General features: G+C 53.1%; 14 protein-coding genes. 13 read left to right on the top strand and 1 reads right to left on the bottom strand.

Annotated elements, in window-relative coordinates:
* Positions 1 to 5 precede the first annotated feature (5 nt).
* The 5 genes from R2I50_RS00075 to R2I50_RS00055 all read left to right on the top strand — a co-directional run bounded on the left by R2I50_RS00075 (position 6) and on the right by R2I50_RS00055 (position 7,353).
* Positions 6 to 1,040, top strand: coding sequence for an ABC transporter substrate-binding protein (locus R2I50_RS00075; RefSeq protein ID WP_316607017.1), 1,035 nt, complete (start codon positions 6 to 8; stop codon positions 1,038 to 1,040).
* Positions 1,040 to 1,792, top strand: a complete 753-nt coding sequence (locus R2I50_RS00070; RefSeq protein ID WP_316607016.1) for an ABC transporter ATP-binding protein — start codon at positions 1,040 to 1,042, stop codon at positions 1,790 to 1,792. Before R2I50_RS00075 ends, R2I50_RS00070 begins: the two co-directional genes overlap by 1 nt.
* 110 nt (positions 1,793 to 1,902) lie before the next feature.
* Positions 1,903 to 2,712 carry a metallophosphoesterase gene (locus R2I50_RS00065; RefSeq protein WP_316607015.1) on the top strand — a complete coding sequence of 270 codons (810 nt, stop codon included), beginning with the start codon at positions 1,903 to 1,905 and terminating at the stop codon, positions 2,710 to 2,712.
* The gene (locus tag R2I50_RS00060; RefSeq protein ID WP_316607014.1) at positions 2,712 to 3,236 is read left to right on the top strand and encodes a CYTH domain-containing protein; all 525 of its coding nucleotides are present in this window, start codon (positions 2,712 to 2,714) and stop codon (positions 3,234 to 3,236) included. The genes R2I50_RS00065 and R2I50_RS00060 overlap by 1 nt, the downstream gene beginning before the upstream one ends.
* Before the next feature lie 271 nt (positions 3,237 to 3,507).
* Positions 3,508 to 7,353: an InlB B-repeat-containing protein gene (locus R2I50_RS00055; RefSeq protein ID WP_316607013.1), complete on the top strand. Its 3,846-nt coding sequence runs from the start codon at positions 3,508 to 3,510 to the stop codon at positions 7,351 to 7,353.
* Between the two features lie 287 nt (positions 7,354 to 7,640).
* Here R2I50_RS00055 and R2I50_RS00050 read toward each other — a convergent pair whose 3' ends face one another.
* The gene (locus R2I50_RS00050; RefSeq protein WP_316607012.1) at positions 7,641 to 9,338 is read right to left on the bottom strand and encodes a hypothetical protein; all 1,698 of its coding nucleotides are present in this window, start codon (positions 9,336 to 9,338) and stop codon (positions 7,641 to 7,643) included.
* A 160-nt stretch (positions 9,339 to 9,498) separates the two neighbouring features.
* Here R2I50_RS00050 and R2I50_RS00045 point away from each other — a divergent pair, with 160 nt between their 5' ends.
* The 8 genes from R2I50_RS00045 (at position 9,499) to rplB (ending at position 16,222) form a co-directional block, all read left to right on the top strand.
* Entirely contained in the window at positions 9,499 to 10,809 is a 1,311-nt protein-coding gene (locus R2I50_RS00045) for a Na+/H+ antiporter NhaC family protein (protein ID WP_316607011.1), read from the top strand.
* Positions 10,810 to 10,926: 117 nt separating this feature from the next.
* Entirely contained in the window at positions 10,927 to 11,964 is a 1,038-nt protein-coding gene (locus tag R2I50_RS10105; RefSeq protein WP_399552802.1) for a GNAT family N-acetyltransferase, read from the top strand.
* A gap of 40 nt (positions 11,965 to 12,004) precedes the next feature.
* The gene (locus R2I50_RS00030; protein WP_316607010.1) at positions 12,005 to 12,751 is read left to right on the top strand and encodes a hypothetical protein; all 747 of its coding nucleotides are present in this window, start codon (positions 12,005 to 12,007) and stop codon (positions 12,749 to 12,751) included.
* A gap of 423 nt (positions 12,752 to 13,174) precedes the next feature.
* Positions 13,175 to 13,486, top strand: coding sequence for a 30S ribosomal protein S10 (gene rpsJ / locus R2I50_RS00025; protein WP_201427156.1), 312 nt, complete (start codon positions 13,175 to 13,177; stop codon positions 13,484 to 13,486).
* 146 nt (positions 13,487 to 13,632) lie between these two features.
* Entirely contained in the window at positions 13,633 to 14,265 is a 633-nt protein-coding gene (gene rplC, locus R2I50_RS00020; RefSeq protein WP_316607009.1) for a 50S ribosomal protein L3, read from the top strand.
* A gap of 16 nt (positions 14,266 to 14,281) precedes the next feature.
* Positions 14,282 to 14,905, top strand: coding sequence for a 50S ribosomal protein L4 (gene rplD, locus R2I50_RS00015; RefSeq protein ID WP_316607008.1), 624 nt, complete (start codon positions 14,282 to 14,284; stop codon positions 14,903 to 14,905).
* Positions 14,902 to 15,192: a 50S ribosomal protein L23 gene (rplW, locus tag R2I50_RS00010; RefSeq protein ID WP_316607007.1), complete on the top strand. Its 291-nt coding sequence runs from the start codon at positions 14,902 to 14,904 to the stop codon at positions 15,190 to 15,192. The genes rplD and rplW overlap by 4 nt, the downstream gene beginning before the upstream one ends.
* A 196-nt stretch (positions 15,193 to 15,388) precedes the next feature.
* The gene (rplB, locus tag R2I50_RS00005) at positions 15,389 to 16,222 is read left to right on the top strand and encodes a 50S ribosomal protein L2 (protein WP_316607006.1); all 834 of its coding nucleotides are present in this window, start codon (positions 15,389 to 15,391) and stop codon (positions 16,220 to 16,222) included.
* Positions 16,223 to 16,294: the final 72 nt, after the last annotated feature.

Raw genomic sequence — 16,294 nt, 5'->3', positions numbered from 1 at the left:
TTGATATGAAAAGATTTTTTGCAATACTACTCGCCTGCGTCTTGATGCTGGCGGTATTTACCGGCTGCGGCACACAGAAGCCCGCCGAGAACAAGGCGACTGCCGATTCCGCCGCGACCGCGGATACAGCCGCCAAGACCAAGATCACCTTCGTACTGGACTGGACGCCCAACACCAACCACACCGGTCTGTACGTTGCTCAGGAGAAGGGCTTTTTTGATGAAGCGGGTCTCGATATCGAGATCGTTCAGCCGCCCGAGGACGGCGCCGAGATGCTCGTAGGCTCCGGCGGCGCCCAGTTCGGCGTATCGTTCCAGGATTCGATGCTCCCCGCCGTAGCGGGTGACAATGCGATGCCTATCGAGGCGGTCGCCGCGGTGGTTCAGCACAACACCTCCGGCATCATCTCCCTCAAGGGCAAGGGCATGGATACCCCCAAGGGCATGGAAGGTAAGAAGTACGCGACCTGGGATCTGCCGATCGAGAAGGCGACCCTCAAGCAGGTCGTCGAGGCTGACGGCGGCGACTTCAGCAAGGTCGAGCTGATCCCCTCTACCGTGACTGATGAGGTATCCGCGTTACAGTCCGAAGCCGTGGACGCGATCTGGGTATTCTACGGCTGGGCAGGCGTCGCGACCGAGGTTGCGGGTCTTGAGACCGACTACTTCGCGTTCAAGGACATTGATCCCGTATTCGATTATTATACTCCCGTCATCATCGGCAACACCGACTGGATGAAGGCGAATCCCGACGCGACGAAGGCCTTCCTTTCCGCTTTGAAGAAGGGCTACGAGTACGCGATCGAGAGCCCCGAGGACGCTGCGGAGATTCTGCTCAAGAATGCTCCCGAGCTCGACCGCGAGCTCGTTATCGCGAGCCAGAAGTACCTCTCCAAGGAGTACAAGGCGGACGTCGAGCGTTGGGGTTACATGGATCCTCAGCGTTGGAATGCGTTCTATAACTGGATCAATGAGAACAAGCTCTTCACCGCTGAGATTCCCGAGAACACCGGCTTCACCAACGAGTATCTCCCCGAGTAATGGCAACGCTGGAAGTCAGAGACCTGACCTTTGCCTACAACAATACCCGCAATATCCTCGAGAACATCAACCTCACCGTGAACGATGGCGAGCTGGTGTGCCTTTTGGGTGTGAGCGGCGGCGGCAAGACCACGCTGTTCAATATCATTGCGGGACTGTTGAAGCCGCAGCAGGGACAGGTGCTGCTGAACGGTGAGGATATCACCGGTCAGACGGGCAGGGTCAGTTATATGCTGCAGAAGGACATGCTTCTGCCGTATCGCACGGTCGAGGATAATATCGCTCTGCCGCTGCTGATCAAGGGCATGAAGAAGAAGGAAGCCCGAAAAATCGTGCGCGAGAACACCGAGCGCTTCGGTATCGCGGGCAGAGAGAAGAAGTACCCCGCCCAGCTCTCGGGCGGTATGCGCCAGCGTGCCGCGCTGCTGAGGACGTACCTGTTCTCGGCTGATGTCGCTCTCCTGGACGAGCCGTTCAGCGCGCTGGACACCATCACCAAGAGCGCCATGCACCGCTGGTATCTTGATGTGATGGAGAACATCAAGATGTCGACTGTCTTTATCACCCATGATGTGGATGAGGCGATCCTGCTCTCCGACCGCATCCTTCTGCTCGGCGGCAGACCCGCGACCCTTACCGATGAGATCGTTATTGACGAGCCGAAGCCGCGCAGCAGCGACTTCGTGCTGACCGACCGCTTCCTGCAGTACAAGAGGCGGATCATCTCAAAGATACAAGCTCCCGAAGCATAATCCTGTCAACTGTACCGTCCGCTTTCGCGGGCGGTATTTTGCGTTTTGCGGATATTGCAAAAAAACCTTGCATAGTATATAATAATAAAAACCGAAACGGAGGTGTGAGTATGTCGAAAGCTGTGGTAACGCGCTATACGGTCGACAGCGGGCTGCATTTGTCGCGACCGGTTCGTATCGCGCATGTATCCGATATACACGAGCGCCCATGCGACGATATCCTCGCGCTGATCCGTCGCGAAAAGCCCGATTTGATCATGATAACGGGGGATACCTTCGAGCGATACGATAACCGTCCGCAGTATGAGATGGAGCACCGACCGATCAAGCGCCTGATCGTTACACTGATCCATTACGCGAACTTTCTTTTGACGAAGCTGTTGCCTAAGAAGGATAAAGCAAATATCGAGAATGTCAAACGTTTTTTAGAGGGAGCGACAGAGCTCGCGCCCGTTTATATGAGCCTCGGCAACCATGAACAGCAGCTGATCGACGACGATTATCTTTTGCTCGGCAAGCTCGGCGTGACCCTGCTCGATAATGCCGATACGCCCGTACAGGTGCGGGATTTTTCCTTCATCCTCGGCGGCATGTCCGTCTGGGATTATGAAGAATGGCTGCCGACTTATCTGAATAAAAGCGGCTATAAGCTGCTGATGTGCCACCGTCCGAACGAGTACTTCGACCATATCGAGGATTCGGATGTCGATCTGACCCTCTCCGGTCATACCCACGGCGGTCAGATCAGGATAGGGAAGAAGGGCAGGGGCTTCTTCGTCCCGGGACAGGGTGTATTCGGGAAATTTGCTCACGGCAGATTCAGCGACGGCAGACTGATCATATCGGCAGGCTGCTCCAATACCGCCGCCTGTCCGCGATGGTTCAATCCCCGTGAGCTGGTGATAGTGGAGGTGAAATAATGGAAAAATTTGATATCAATAAAGCACCTCTGGAGATCGAGCGGAAATTCCTGATCCGTTATCCCGATATCGACGCGCTGCGGGAGATGCCCGGCTACCGCGTCGTTCATATCGAGCAGACCTATCTGTCCGCCGACAGCAATTTTAAGGGCGGTAGGATCCGCCGCATCACCGACGGAGCTTCCACCCGCTATGTATATACGTTTAAGGAGCGGTTGAGCGATATGACCCGCCTCGAGTTTGAGCACGAGATCGGCGAAGCGGAGTATCTGGAGCTTTTGTCCCGCCGTACTCCGAACACCATTACGATCGAGAAGGACAGGCATATCTTCGAATACGCCGACCTGACCTACGAGCTGGATGTATATACCTTCTGGGATGAACAGGCGACGCTGGAGGCGGAGGTCGACAGCGAGGATACGCCCATCCCCATCCCGCCGTGTGTGGAGCTGATCCGCGAGGTCACCCACGACCGCCGCTACAACAACTCTCAGCTCGCCGTCAACCAAGGAAAAATCGAATAGATAAAGCGCACTCCGCAGGCTTTAATGCCTGCGGTTTTTCTTTACCTGATAGGGAAAACATCTTAATACGGTGTTTCATCAGATAACAGCATCCGTAAAATAGCCGGAGAATCATGCGGGTTTTGTTATAGTTTCAAAAAAGTGTCGAAGCACTTTGTTGAATATGCACAATAATCGGATTGTATTTTTGTTTTGCTAATAAAGGTATCACATGGTATAATTAACTTGATAGTCATTTGTGCTTAAAACCCATATTCAAGGAGGAATGATAATGAAAAAGGGTTTATCAATTTTACTTAGCTTGGTTATGTTACTAAGCATATTTACCGTCATTCCCGCCTCGGCGAAGGAAGTCGACGTGGCAGGTACGGGAGCCGTAAAGACCCGTGACGAAGCAGTTGCATGGCTGCGGTCACAGGATGGCGCCAAATACGATTTTGGTAACTTTACGGATATTTACGGAAGATATTGGTACGGTACGCAGTGTGTTGAGTTTGTCCGTGCCTATGTTAACTGGGTAAATACCGGCGATCCGTGGTCGGATACATGGCACCGTCCAACCGGCAACGGCGGAGAAATCTATAAGAACTCCTTATGGGGAGAGTTAGGATGGAGCGTGCTCTGGAACTCAGCCGATCTGGTTCCCCAGCCCGGCGATATCTTTGACGCGCCCGGTCATACCGGCGTAGTAATCTCATCGGACGCCCATACCGCGCTTATCGCAGAGGCAAATTCCAGAAATTATGATCCTTGTGACGGCGATCCTGTGTGGGTGCATCAGATCAATTGGCGAAACAACGGCGAGAATCATTCTCACGCAGCACATCATTACATCAGACCTGTTTTTCGCAGCATCGTTGTGCCGCCCGCAGCGCCCGGTTCGGTTAATTTGAACAGCAGAGATTTAGGCAAGTCGGATACTCTGGTCGCAAACTGGGGCGGTGTATCGGGTGCGACAGCTTATGACGCAAAGCTTATTTGCTCGACAAACTCTGCAAATAATCAGACAAAGAGCAACTTGGGCGGAACAAGCGTGTCGTTTAAATTGACACAAGCCGGTACCTATTATGTAGCGGTAAGAGCGAAGAATTCCGCCGGCGCGAGTGCCGAAAGGAATTCTGCGACAGCGGTTGTTCACGAAGACCTGACGGTCAATTGGGTCGATTATGACGACACGGTTATCAAGACCCAGACCGTAAAGTATAACGGTAACGCGATCGCTCCGGCTGCAAATCCCGTGCGTGAGGGCTACACCTTCCAAGGGTGGGATAAGAGTGCGAATAATATCAAGCAGGATACAACGATCAAGGCGACCTACAAGATCAATACCTATACGGTAACCTTTGTCGACTACACCGGCAGCATGATCGGAGGCATGCAGAAGGTCGAGTACGGCAGCGCCGCGACTCCGCCGACCGATATCCCGACCAAGGACGGCTATGTTTTTGTCGGCTGGAACACCAAGGATTATGAGACCGTCAAGAGAAATATGACGGTGACCGCTGTGTATGAGTGGGGCAACACTGATCTGCCTAACATCCTGCACATTACCTCCGCGGTCAGAAACGAAGAAGCCACCGGCTATCATGTCAAGGTGAAGCTGACGAACTTCCCCAATGATTTTACCAAGGGTAAGCTGATCGTTGCGTTAAAGACAAAGGAAGGTAAGATGGTAGCCTCCGAGACCCGTTCCGTCAGTATGCCCGCCGAGCAGGAATATACCGAGGATGTGCTGGTACTTTATTCCGGTGTCGTCTCGACCGTTGAGGTCTCGATGGTGGGTGTACTGGACGACGAGACCACCGGTACTCCCAAGGCGAAATCTGTGACCGCTCCCATCGATATCGGCAACGAGTGGTCCGACTGGAGCGTTAATGTTCCTGAGGGTAATGATATTATCTCTGAGAGTCGTACCGAGTATCGCTACAAGGATCATCAAGTCATCAAGGCGACCAGTCAGCCTGCGACTCCTGCCGGTTATACGTTTGAAAAATCTGAAAAGACCGGTACTTATACAAACTGGAGTGGTTGGAGCGGCTGGACTACTGCATGGCATGGGAATTCTACGTTGAAAAATGTTCGCACTACTACCGGATATCGATACTATGCTTTTGTATGTCCGAATTGCGGGACAAGGGATCCATTTAATACTCCCGGGAAAGCCAATTGTTCGAATTGCGGATATACAGGCTCCTTGAATTGGAACGAAATGTATTATGAGACTATTGGCGGTAATATTCATGCCGGTGATGCTGCCGGAAAAGGTTATGTGTATATCAACGGAACAAAATGGTATTATGAGTATCCGGGACAGAGCAATGGATGGAACGGTACCGGTCAGCCGACCTGCACAATGTATAGTTACCAGACCAGACAGGAGTATGTAAACTACTTCTACGTTCAGTCATCCTTCAGCGCTTGGCAGCCCGACAAGGTGACTTCTTCCTCAACCAGAGATGTTGAGACAAGAACCACCTATCGCTTTAAAACTAACAGCACAGAGGTGCCCTGCTATAACTACAAGCGTTATAGGTACACCAATCTGAACAACGGCAAGACCATCTACACCTATTCAGCCGCTTATCCGGACAGCATGGATTATCCCGGTGAGTGGGAGTACTTTAAGTCCTTTGCTCAGCTCGCGCTGTTCTCTACCGTTGACGGTGATATCGAACTGTACAACGGCTTGGGCGATAAATCATGGTATAAAGCAGATTTGAATAACGAGAGTGAGTCGACGGTATTTGAGACCGCTTCCACTCTGGAAGATACCTCAGGAGAGAAGAGACATATCGAGGGCACCTTGGAAAATGCCTCTAACAAGGTTGTGACTCTGATCGTTTATAAGGGTCAGAACTCCGATCCGACTGCCAGCCAGATCGAGTACGCCGGTCAGACCGTCACCGACGCAAATGGCTTCTACAGCTTCGACTTCATCACAAAGGAGGAGCCTTCTGTCAAGACAGGCGACTTTGTTATCACCATCGGCGCGGAGGGCAGCACCAACTATATGAATATCGGTAAGATCGATGCCCCCAAGCCTATCTATGTAGTTGACTTCGTGACGGAGGACGGTACTTTGATTCAGGAGGTCAGCGTGGCTGCCGGAGGTACGGCTGAGGCTCCCGAGGCTCCCGAGGTCGAGGGCTATGAATTCATCGGTTGGGATACCGCGCTGAAGAACATTCAGGAAAACACATTGGTGACCGCTGTCTACAGACAAAAGACTTGTGTTGTTGTTTTCGTGGATTGGGATGATTCTTATATCTCGATGAAGGAAGTACCTTACGGTTCTATGCTGACATCCGATGTTATGCCCGAGCGCACAGGAAAATTCTTTGCTGGCTGGTCTGAAGATGGCAATCTTGTTACCACCGTAACGCAGAATATGATCGTTACCGCCCGGTATGATGACGCCAGATATATCGTCAAATTCCTCGACGCGGATGGAAATGTTCTCAGTGAACAGACGGTTGATTACGGTAATGCGGCAACCGTGCCCGAAGATGCAGAGGCACCTAGCGAGCTCCAACTCTTCGAGGGATGGGACAGCAAGGGCGCAGAGCTCTTCGTTACCGGAAATATGGAGATCAGACCGGTATTTAAGTATATTGAAACCAGCGAGACTCCCCACCTCACCTTGGAATCCGGCACATATAGTGATACGCAGAAGTTAGGTATCTACTCGCTGTCTTCCGCTAAGCTGTACTATTATGTATCCGATTACGATACGGAGGGCTTCCCCGACCTTAATGAAGTTACATTCAGCGAGTACAAATCTCCGATAACAATCAGCGATAGCTCAATTGTATATGCTTACGCTGAATCCGAGGGCATGAACCGCAGTGATTATGCAATCGTCGCACTGAACATCGGCGAAGAGCAGGAGGAATTCATCCTCGGCGACATCGACGGTGATGAGGAAGTATCGGCTATCGACGTGACGTATATCATGCGCTATTGCTCGTCTATTCCTGTCAAGTTTACGGAAGAAGAGATGATGCATGGTGATGTTGATGGTAATGAAGATCTGGACGTTATTGACGCGACCTTTATCCAGCGCCACCTCGCAGCTATAAAAACGCCGTATAAAATCGGAGAGCTTGTAAAAAAATAATACATATAAGACAAAGCGACAGCGCCTCTGAAAAGAGGCGCTGTTTTTGCGATAATTGATTTGCAGGAATGATACTAATTTCTAATTAAACACTTTAACATCTATTGTGTTAAATTCCGCATAGCTTCGTTGTCGTCCTTGATAGGCGCCAGCCTATCGGTGTCCTCCGCCTCGCTCTGCGAAAGTTTCCACTAATATCTTTTTAAAGCGTTTTATCAAAAATTAGTATGACACATCGGTCGCCCCTACAAGCTTTGAGCTTTAAGTATTGAACTTTAAGCTTTAAGCTAAACAAGGTGCTTGCTGTCGATCTCCTGCTTCATCTGGTCGAAGGTCACGCCGTATTTGCGCGCGATATCGGCGGCGTAGCTCACGCCCTGCGGCGGCGCGATGCTGACCTTGAAGCTCCGCTCGCCGTCGTGTACGCCCGTTACCAGACTCTCGGCGCGGCTGTCGCCCTCGACGGCTTCGTTCAGCTCGCCGACCGAGGTCGCGAGGTCGTGCATATGGGTGTTGAAGATCGCCCGTGTTCCGAGGTAGCGCATCGCCTTGACGACATCCTTCGCGATGAATACGCCCTCGGCGACGCTGGTGGTCGCGAGGCTCTCGTTGAGCAGGAGCAGGCTGTACCGCGTCGCGATCTCGAAGATCTCCGCGAGCCGCTTGCTTTCTTCTCCCAGTCGTCCGAGGTCGACCGTGTCGTTCTCGTCGGCGGGGAAGTGGGTGTAGATGTTGTCGCAGGGACTGACCGCCGCTTCGCTTGCGGGGATATACACGCCCCACTGCGCCATCAGCATCGCGAGTCCGATCGCCTGGGTGAAGATGGTCTTGCCGCCGCGGTTGGGTCCCGTGAGGATGTAGATGCGGCGCTCGTCGCTGAACTCAAAGTCGTTTGTGATGATATTGATCTCCTCGCCGCGCGCCTTGTTGATCGCGAGCTTGAGGTTATAGACGTCCTTGAAGCTGCATCTGCGCTCCTTCGGGTCGAGGATATCGGGCTTGCACATCGGCATCCCGGTCGCTCTGATCTTGTCGACCAGCTCCGCCCAGCGGTTGTAGAAGAGGATCTCGGGCATCAGGCTGATCAGCGAGTAGCCGCTGATGTTGACATATTTCTTGATCCGCGCCTTGATCTCATTCACGGTCTTGCGCATGATCTCGGTAACCTGCTTGCGCATCGCGTCCGAGAGCGGGTCTTTGCCGGTCGCGCCGGTTTCTTCGAGTTGAATACGATGTGTGGTTGCTTCCGTCACCACCATGCCTGCGCTGATTTTTGAACTCAATGGGTTCGCGGGGTGGAACCGCTGTCCCTTGCCGTCGTTCGCGCCGTGGTGGAGCTCCTTAGCGTCCGTGAACTTCATGAGGCGGCTCATCAGCCCCGAATCGGCGAACTTGGTATCGTTCAGGGTGATGATGCCTGCGTATTCGGGACGGAGGAACTTGTCGAGGTTCACGCCGATGGTCACGCTCTTCAGCCGCTGCGCCTTCTGCATGGTCTCGTCGATATCCGCTTTCAGCGCGTCGAAGCCGCTCTCACGCTCGATGTCGGTCACGATGTCGCGCAGGGCCCTCATGCCGTCGGACTGCACGTCCAGCCGGGTGAGGGTATCCTTGATCATCGTGATACATTCGATGTAGTCGTCGATCTCGCGCAGACGGTTGATCAGCGACCAGAGCGCCGAGGCGTCGCCGTCCATCTGGAAGCGCTCAAGATCGCGCAGGTCGGCGAGCTTTAATACCAGCTCCGACATCGCCTTCCTCAGCTCGGGAAAACGCAGGAAGTCCTCGAATACGTCGTGACGGTAGCGGATGACCGCCGCGTCGGACGGCAGCCGGCTCAGCATACCGAGCAGATGCGGGCGCTCGTAGCGGTTGTCGGTCAGCGCGTCGAGGATAAAGTCGAGCGACAGGTCGTTGACCGCTTCATCGGTGAGCTTTTTGTATGAGGTATCGGCGTTTTGCGGGTGCATCAGACTGAAATCCATGGCGGCCTCCATCTGTTGGATTGTTTTATAAAGCAAGTATAATACAGCGGCTGTAAATTTTCAAGAATAATTGAACAATACGGTAGACAAAACATGGGGAATCTGGTATGATGAAAAAGCCGTATCTACAGTGAAATACCCATAGAAAAGAGTTATTACCATGCAAAAGCCTCAAGCAAGACCCATAGCGTTACTGCCGATCGCCATTTTTCTGCTGCTGTATCTGGGCAGCGGAATCTACTTCGAGTATGTCCGACCGGTAGAGGACGGCATGGGTTTTTACATTATGTCCGTCGTTGTCGCGTTCGGTATCGCGCTGATCGTCGCGTTCTTCCAGAACCGCAGCCTGAACTTTAATCAGAAGGTCGCTGTCTGCGCCAAGGGTATCGGTGATGATAATATCGTCATCATGCTGTTCATCTTCCTGATGGCGGGAGCGTTCAGCGGACTTGCCAAGACCGCCGGCGGCGCCGAGAACACCGCGAACCTCCTGCTCAGTATCATCCCCGGGAACCTCGCCCTGCCCGGCATGTTCCTGATCGCGTGCCTGATCTCGATGGCGATGGGTACCAGCGTGGGCACGATCACGGTCATTGTCCCGATCGCCGCAGCTGTCGTCAAGAGCACCGGCATGAGCATGCCGCTGATGGTCGGCGCGGTCGTAGGCGGCGCGATGTTCGGCGACAATCTCTCGGTCATCTCCGATACTACCATCGCCGCTACCCGTACGCAGGGCGTCGAGATGAGGGACAAATTCCGTACCAATATCCTGATCGCCCTTCCCGCGGCGTTGATCACACTCGCTGTCCTCGTGATCCTCGCGTTGAATTACCCGAGCGCCTCGATGGCTTCTTATACCTATAATATATGGCTCGCGATCCCGTACTTTATCGTGCTGATCCTCGCTTTGACGGGACTGAACGTCTTTTTGGTACTGGGTATCGGTATCATCCTGTTCTTCCTGATCGGCGGCGCGGCGGGAACGCTGAATTTCTCGACCGCCTTTTCCGCGATGGGCGACGGTACCTCCGGTATGTTCGAGACCATCATCGTCACGATCCTGGTCGCTTCCATCAGCGCCTTGATGAAGGAGTACGGCGGCTTTGAGGCGATCCTCGCCTTTATCCGCAGGTTTGCGAAAGGCAAGCGCGGCGGTATGCTTGGTATCTGCCTCTTGACGGGCTTTATGGATATCGCGACAGCCAATAACACGGTCGCGATCGTCATCGCCGCCCCGATCGCAAAGGAGATCTCTCATGAATACGGCGTCGAGCCGAAGAAGGTTGCTTCTCTGCTCGACAGCAGCTCCTGTATCTTCCAGGGCATCATCCCCTACGGCGCTCAGCTGTTGATTGCGAGCAGCCTCGCGGGTATCTCCAGCATGTCGATCATCCCGTATCTGAGTTACCCCTTCCTGCTTTTGATCTGCATGCTGATCTCTATTCTGCTGGACAGAAAGAAGAAGGCATAAGTATCTCTTAACCCCCTTGTCGAGTACAGGTCGGATTTTGATACCGAAAAAATATGGACAAGCGCGGGATTTTGTAGTATCATGCATAAGGATAAGATACTGATTTGGGAGGATAATATGGAATTGTTCCGTGGCTCGCCTGCCGATCTGACGGGCAGAAGCGAGCGTGAGGCTCGCGCTTACCGTTTTCTGGATGATCTCGGTATCGATTTCGTCCGCACCGACCATCCCGATACGCCGGCGACGACGATGGAGGTCTGTGCCGAGGTCGACGCGGTGCTTGACGTGAAGATCTGCAAGAACCTCTTTCTCTGCAACCGGCAAAAGACGAATTACTACCTGTTGATCATGCCCGGCGACAAGCCCTTCAAGACCAAGGAGCTGTCGAAGCAGATGGGCATCAGCCGCCTCTCCTTCGCCGATGAAGAGGCGATGGAGACATTCCTGGACGTACATCCGGGCAGCGTTTCGGTATTGGGCTTGATGAACGACCATGACCGCCGTGTGCAACTTGTGATAGATGAGGATGTATTAAAGGACGACCGCTTCGGCTGTCATCCGTGTGAGAACACCTCTTCCATCCGCTTCTCGACTGCTGACTTGACAGAAAAGATCCTCCCCGCTCTGGGCGTGACACCGGTGACGGTTTGTTTACAGGGTTGGGAGTTGAGTCTTGATGAGCTCGACGGCTCTGATGAGCAGATCGCTGAGATGTCCGCTCTCGCGAGCGCGATCATCAAGGAGTACTACGATCCGCTTCTCGGTGAGGCGCAGAACGACTATATGATCGAGATGTTCCAGTCCGAGCATGCGATCCGTGACCAGCTCAGCCACGGCTACCGTTATATTTTTGTTCGTGCGAACGGCGAGGATATCGGCTTCATGGCGTTCTATCCCCGCGGCGACGCGCTGTACCTGAGCAAATGGTATCTGTGCGCGGATATGCGCGGCAGAGGCTTTGCGAAAACGATGCTCGACTATCTGATGGATGAAGCGCAGAATGCCGGACTCAGCGCGATCGAGCTGAACGTCAATAAGCATAATAAGACCGTTGCGGTCTATGAACGGCTGGGTTTCGTCCGCATCCGGGACGAGAAAAACGATATCGGCAACGGATATTTCATGGACGATTATGTTTATCGTAAGACTCTGTGATGATATACAATATAAAATGTATAATGATGGAGGAATTGAAATGAAAAGATTATGCGTATTATTACTCGCTGTCGTTCTGATGATCGGCATGTGCGCCTGCGCTAAGCCCGAGGATATCGTCAAGGTCGATGACAGCACCGTTAACGTCAGCGACAACCGCTCTAATTACGATAAGGCGGTCTCGTTTGTCGAGCGTTCGATCGATGTCAGCAAGATGTCGGTTTCTACGCAGGATGAGTCCGACGGTCAGGATCTGTACTGTGCGTGGATGGTCGACGGTGAGCAGCCTGCTGCCGAGATCGGAAAGGAAGTTACTCTTGACGGGCAGAAACTTGTGCTTGGAACGACGCTCCTCAAGGAGGCCAAGGATATGGGCTTCACCTGTGAAATTCCCGCAGAAACCATAGAAACCGACACGGTTTATGGCTTTACGCTGAATAAGGGTACTAAGTGGATCAACGCCGACATCGACAACCACACCGGTTCTGATCAGAAGGCCGACGACCTGGCGATAACCGGACTAAATCTGATAGCGGGCGACAACGAGCTTACCGCGGAAGCCATGCCCTTCGATTATTACGGTATCAAGAGCGGCACCTCTTTTGAAGATATTCTCAAGATCCTCGGTGATCCTAACAGCGGCGTATCCCTCAGCACCGGTTCCACAGGCTGCTCGATCGAGCTGAACTATTTTGCCGATAACACCTCTCTCTCTGTGTTCCTGAGGTACGACCCCGCCGCGGACGTCGCGACGCTCGGCAGCATTAACCTGAGCATCAGCGAGTGATAAGTGGCTTGTAGTCGGAATAGAGTGACACACAAGATATAGTTTGATTGTATAATATGCACAAAAAGATTGCCGAAAGTTCGTGAGATTTCTCAATCGCGAAATTTCGGCAATCTGTTGCGTTTTGGGGGATTCTATTGTATAATCAACCATGCGTGACTGCACAAGATATGCGATGAAGCGGGAGGTTGCAACGTTTACCGTTGGTTTTTCCGTGGAGTATGTCCGATTTTAAACCGGGCGAAAGAATAGTTTGAGCTTGCTGTGACATTGGGGTTGCTATGTCATACCGCTCCCATCCGCCTCCGGTTGCCGCACCGCGGCTATCGGCTTTTTTAACGGATGGTCTGGGAACACCCGGACGGGTGTTTGAAAGTTTGAACGAAATGTCGCGCCCAACCAATATGATTAGGAGGCGAAGATATGGCAGTCAAGGAAAAAATCAGGATAAGATTAAAGGGTTACGATCACCAGCTGGTGGATCAGTCCGCTGAGAGAATCGTCGCTACCGCGAAGCGTACCGGCGCGAGAGTTTCGGGTCCCGTCCCGCTCCCGACCGAGAAGCAGGTCGTTACGATCCTCCGTGCTGTTCATAAGTATAAGGACAGCCGCGAGCAGTTCGAGATGAGAACTCACAAGCGTCTTATCGACATTTTAAGACCGTCCAACAAGACAGTCGAGGCTCTTATGAGCTTAGAGCTCCCTGCCGGCGTTGAGATTGAGATTAAATTATAATTGTAAACCCTAATTGTAGGGCGGGGCTCGCTCCCGCCGAGCGCACATCAAGTTACTCGGTGTGCCTCAATACAAGATATACAATTATATCGATCACATTCCCAACCTACCACGCAGACAGGGTCATGTCGGCGAAAGCCGACAGAATGCAGAAAGCATTAATCGGCAAGAAGATCGGTATGACACAGATCTTCGACGAGAAGGGAAAAGTAGTTCCCGTAACCGTAGTCGAGGCGGGTCCCTGTGTTGTTTCACAGGTCAAGACCGTCGAGACCGATGGCTACAACGCCATCCAGATGGGCTTCGGCGACATCAAGCCCAAGCACGTTACCAAGCCTTTGCAGGGTCACTTCAAGAAGGCTGACGTAGCTCCCAAGAGAATTCTGAAGGAATTCAGATTTGATGATTGCGCAGCTTACGAGCTGGGTCAGGTCATCAAGGCAGATTTATTTGAGACCGGTGACAAGGTTGACGTCACAGGCAAGAGCAAGGGTAAAGGCTATGCCGGCGTAATCAAGCGCTGGAACTTCGGTCGTCTTAAGGAGACCCACGGTTCCGGTCCTGTTGCCCGTCACGGCGGTTCCATGGGCGCCTGCTCCTCTCCCTCCCGCGTTTGGAAGGGCAAGAAGATGGCGGGTCACCTGGGCGCTGAGAAGGTCACCGTTCAGAACCTCGCTGTCGTTAAGATCGACGCTGAGGATAACCTCATCGCCATCAAGGGCGCCATCCCCGGCGCTAACGGCGGCTACGTTGTCATCAAAGACAGCGTAAAGGCTTAAGGAAGGAGGAAATCACATGCCTAATGTACAGGTCGTAGATATGCAGGGCAAGAAGGTTTCTACCGTAGACCTTGCTGATTCGATTTTCGGCATCGAGCCGAACGCGGCTGTCATGCACCAGATGGTGGTCAGCTACCTCGCTAACCAGCGTCAGGGCACCCAGTCCGCTCTTACCCGTTCTGAGGTTTCCGGCGGCGGCAGAAAGCCCTGGAGACAGAAGGGTACCGGTCGTGCCCGTCAGGGTTCGACACGCGCTCCCCAGTGGTACCACGGCGGCGTCGTATTTGCTCCTAAGCCCCGCGACTATCGCTTCTCCGTGAACAAGAAGGTTCGCAGACTGGCTATGAAGTCCGCTTTCTCCGCTAAGGCAGGCGCCGAGGAGATCATCGTGATCGACAAGATCGCGCTGGACGAGATCAAAACCGCTAAGATCGCCGCTATGCTCACTGCCGTAGGCTCTGAGAAGAAGGCGCTGATCGTGCTCCCCGAGGTTGACGAGAAGGTCATCAAGTCCGCTCGCAACATCGCAGGCGTCAAGACCGCTCAGGTCAACGAGCTGAATGTTTATGACATTCTCAACGCTGATAAGCTGATTATCGCGCAGGACGCGCTCAGAAGTATCGAGGAGGTATACGCATGATTGCACAGGATATCGTTATCCGCCCCATCATCACTGAGAAAGCGATGCTCGGCGTAACTACCAAGAAGTATGTGTTCGAGGTAGCGAAGAACGCTACTAAGATTGACGTTGCCAGAGCTGTAGAAGAGCTCTTCAAGGTCAAGGTCGAGAAGGTGAACACCGTTCACGTTCGCGGCAAAATGAAGAGACAGGGCCGCTTCGAGGGCTACACCCGTTCCTGGAAGAAGGCTTATGTACAGCTGACTGCCGACAGCAAACCCATCGAGTTTTTTGAAGGCATGATGTAAGCTTGTGCTCGCGTTGCTCGCGGTGAATGGTGAACGCGAATGGTGAACGGCGGGCTCCGTCCGCACCCGATTCCTGTTCGGCGTTACCGTACCCTGAGCGTGACACAGACATCTTTTAACTTGATTTTAAGCACAGGCATGAATGTATGGGATGCGCCATCATCCCGCAAAGCCATCATGAGGAGAGTGAAATAACATGGCTATTAAGGTTTATAAGCCGACAACTAACGCCAGACGTAATATGTCGGTTACGGATTACTCCGGACTTTCTAAGGTCGCTCCCGAGAAGAGCTTGCTCGAACCCCTCAAGAAGAACAGCGGTCGTAACAGCTACGGTCGCATCACGGTTCGTCACAGAGGCGGCGGCAACAGGAGAAAATACCGTATTATTGATTTCAAGAGACAGAAGTTCGATGTAGAAGGCACCGTAAAGACCATCGAGTACGATCCCAACCGCTCCGCGTTCATCGCGCTGGTCGAGTATGAGGACGGCGACAAGGCGTACATCATCGCGCCCCAGGGCCTGAAGGTCGGCTACAAGGTCGTAGCCGGCGCTGCCGCGGATATCAAGCCCGGCAACGCTCTGCCCCTCAAGAACATCCCCACCGGTACTTTTGTACACAACGTTGAGCTTTATCCCGGCCGCGGCGCTCAGCTTGCCCGCGCAGCAGGTAACATGGCTCAGCTCATGGCTAAGGAAAACGGCCTCGCGCTCTTAAGACTGCCCTCCGGCGAGTTGAGAAACGTGCCCGAGACCTGCATGGCCACCATCGGTCAGGTCAGCAACATCGACCACGAGAACGTGAAGATCGGTAAAGCCGGCCGTAAGAGAAACATGGGTATCCGCCCGACCGTCCGCGGTTCCGTTATGAACCCGAACGACCATCCGCACGGCGGTGGTGAGGGTAAGTCCCCCGTTGGTCGTCCCGGCCCTGTTACCCCCTGGGGTAAGCCGGCTCTGGGTTATAAGACCAGAAAGTCCAACAAGTCTTCCGATAAGCTGATCGTAAGACGCAGAAACAGCAAGTAAGGCAGAAAGGAAGGAACTTAATTTATGAGTAGAAGTACTAAAAAAGGACCTTTTGTTCAGCCGGTGCTGCTC

It is taken from the genome of uncultured Ruminococcus sp., from assembly GCA_902785355.1.
Classification (GTDB): domain Bacteria; phylum Bacillota; class Clostridia; order Oscillospirales; family Acutalibacteraceae; genus Ruminococcoides.
The sequence above is the reverse complement of the archived record's forward strand: the minus strand, read 5'-3'. Positions and strand labels throughout refer to the sequence as shown.

Excerpts from the sequence above, each read along its gene's own strand:
- R2I50_RS00075 (WP_316607017.1), top strand. The coding sequence starts at position 6 with ATGAAAAGATTTTTTGCAATACTACTCGCCTGCGTCTTGATGCTGGCG.
- R2I50_RS00070 (WP_316607016.1), top strand. The coding sequence starts at position 1,040 with ATGGCAACGCTGGAAGTCAGAGACCTGACCTTTGCCTACAACAATACC.
- rplC (WP_316607009.1), top strand. The coding sequence starts at position 13,633 with ATGCAGAAAGCATTAATCGGCAAGAAGATCGGTATGACACAGATCTTC.
- R2I50_RS00050 (WP_316607012.1), bottom strand. The coding sequence starts at position 9,338 with ATGGATTTCAGTCTGATGCACCCGCAAAACGCCGATACCTCATACAAA.
- rplW (WP_316607007.1), top strand. The coding sequence starts at position 14,902 with ATGATTGCACAGGATATCGTTATCCGCCCCATCATCACTGAGAAAGCG.
- rplD (WP_316607008.1), top strand. The coding sequence starts at position 14,282 with ATGCCTAATGTACAGGTCGTAGATATGCAGGGCAAGAAGGTTTCTACC.
- R2I50_RS00055 (WP_316607013.1), top strand. The coding sequence starts at position 3,508 with ATGAAAAAGGGTTTATCAATTTTACTTAGCTTGGTTATGTTACTAAGC.
- R2I50_RS10105 (WP_399552802.1), top strand. The coding sequence starts at position 10,927 with ATGGAATTGTTCCGTGGCTCGCCTGCCGATCTGACGGGCAGAAGCGAG.
- R2I50_RS00045 (WP_316607011.1), top strand. The coding sequence starts at position 9,499 with ATGCAAAAGCCTCAAGCAAGACCCATAGCGTTACTGCCGATCGCCATT.
- R2I50_RS00030 (WP_316607010.1), top strand. The coding sequence starts at position 12,005 with ATGAAAAGATTATGCGTATTATTACTCGCTGTCGTTCTGATGATCGGC.
- rplB (WP_316607006.1), top strand. The coding sequence starts at position 15,389 with ATGGCTATTAAGGTTTATAAGCCGACAACTAACGCCAGACGTAATATG.
- R2I50_RS00065 (WP_316607015.1), top strand. The coding sequence starts at position 1,903 with ATGTCGAAAGCTGTGGTAACGCGCTATACGGTCGACAGCGGGCTGCAT.
- rpsJ (WP_201427156.1), top strand. The coding sequence starts at position 13,175 with ATGGCAGTCAAGGAAAAAATCAGGATAAGATTAAAGGGTTACGATCAC.
- R2I50_RS00060 (WP_316607014.1), top strand. The coding sequence starts at position 2,712 with ATGGAAAAATTTGATATCAATAAAGCACCTCTGGAGATCGAGCGGAAA.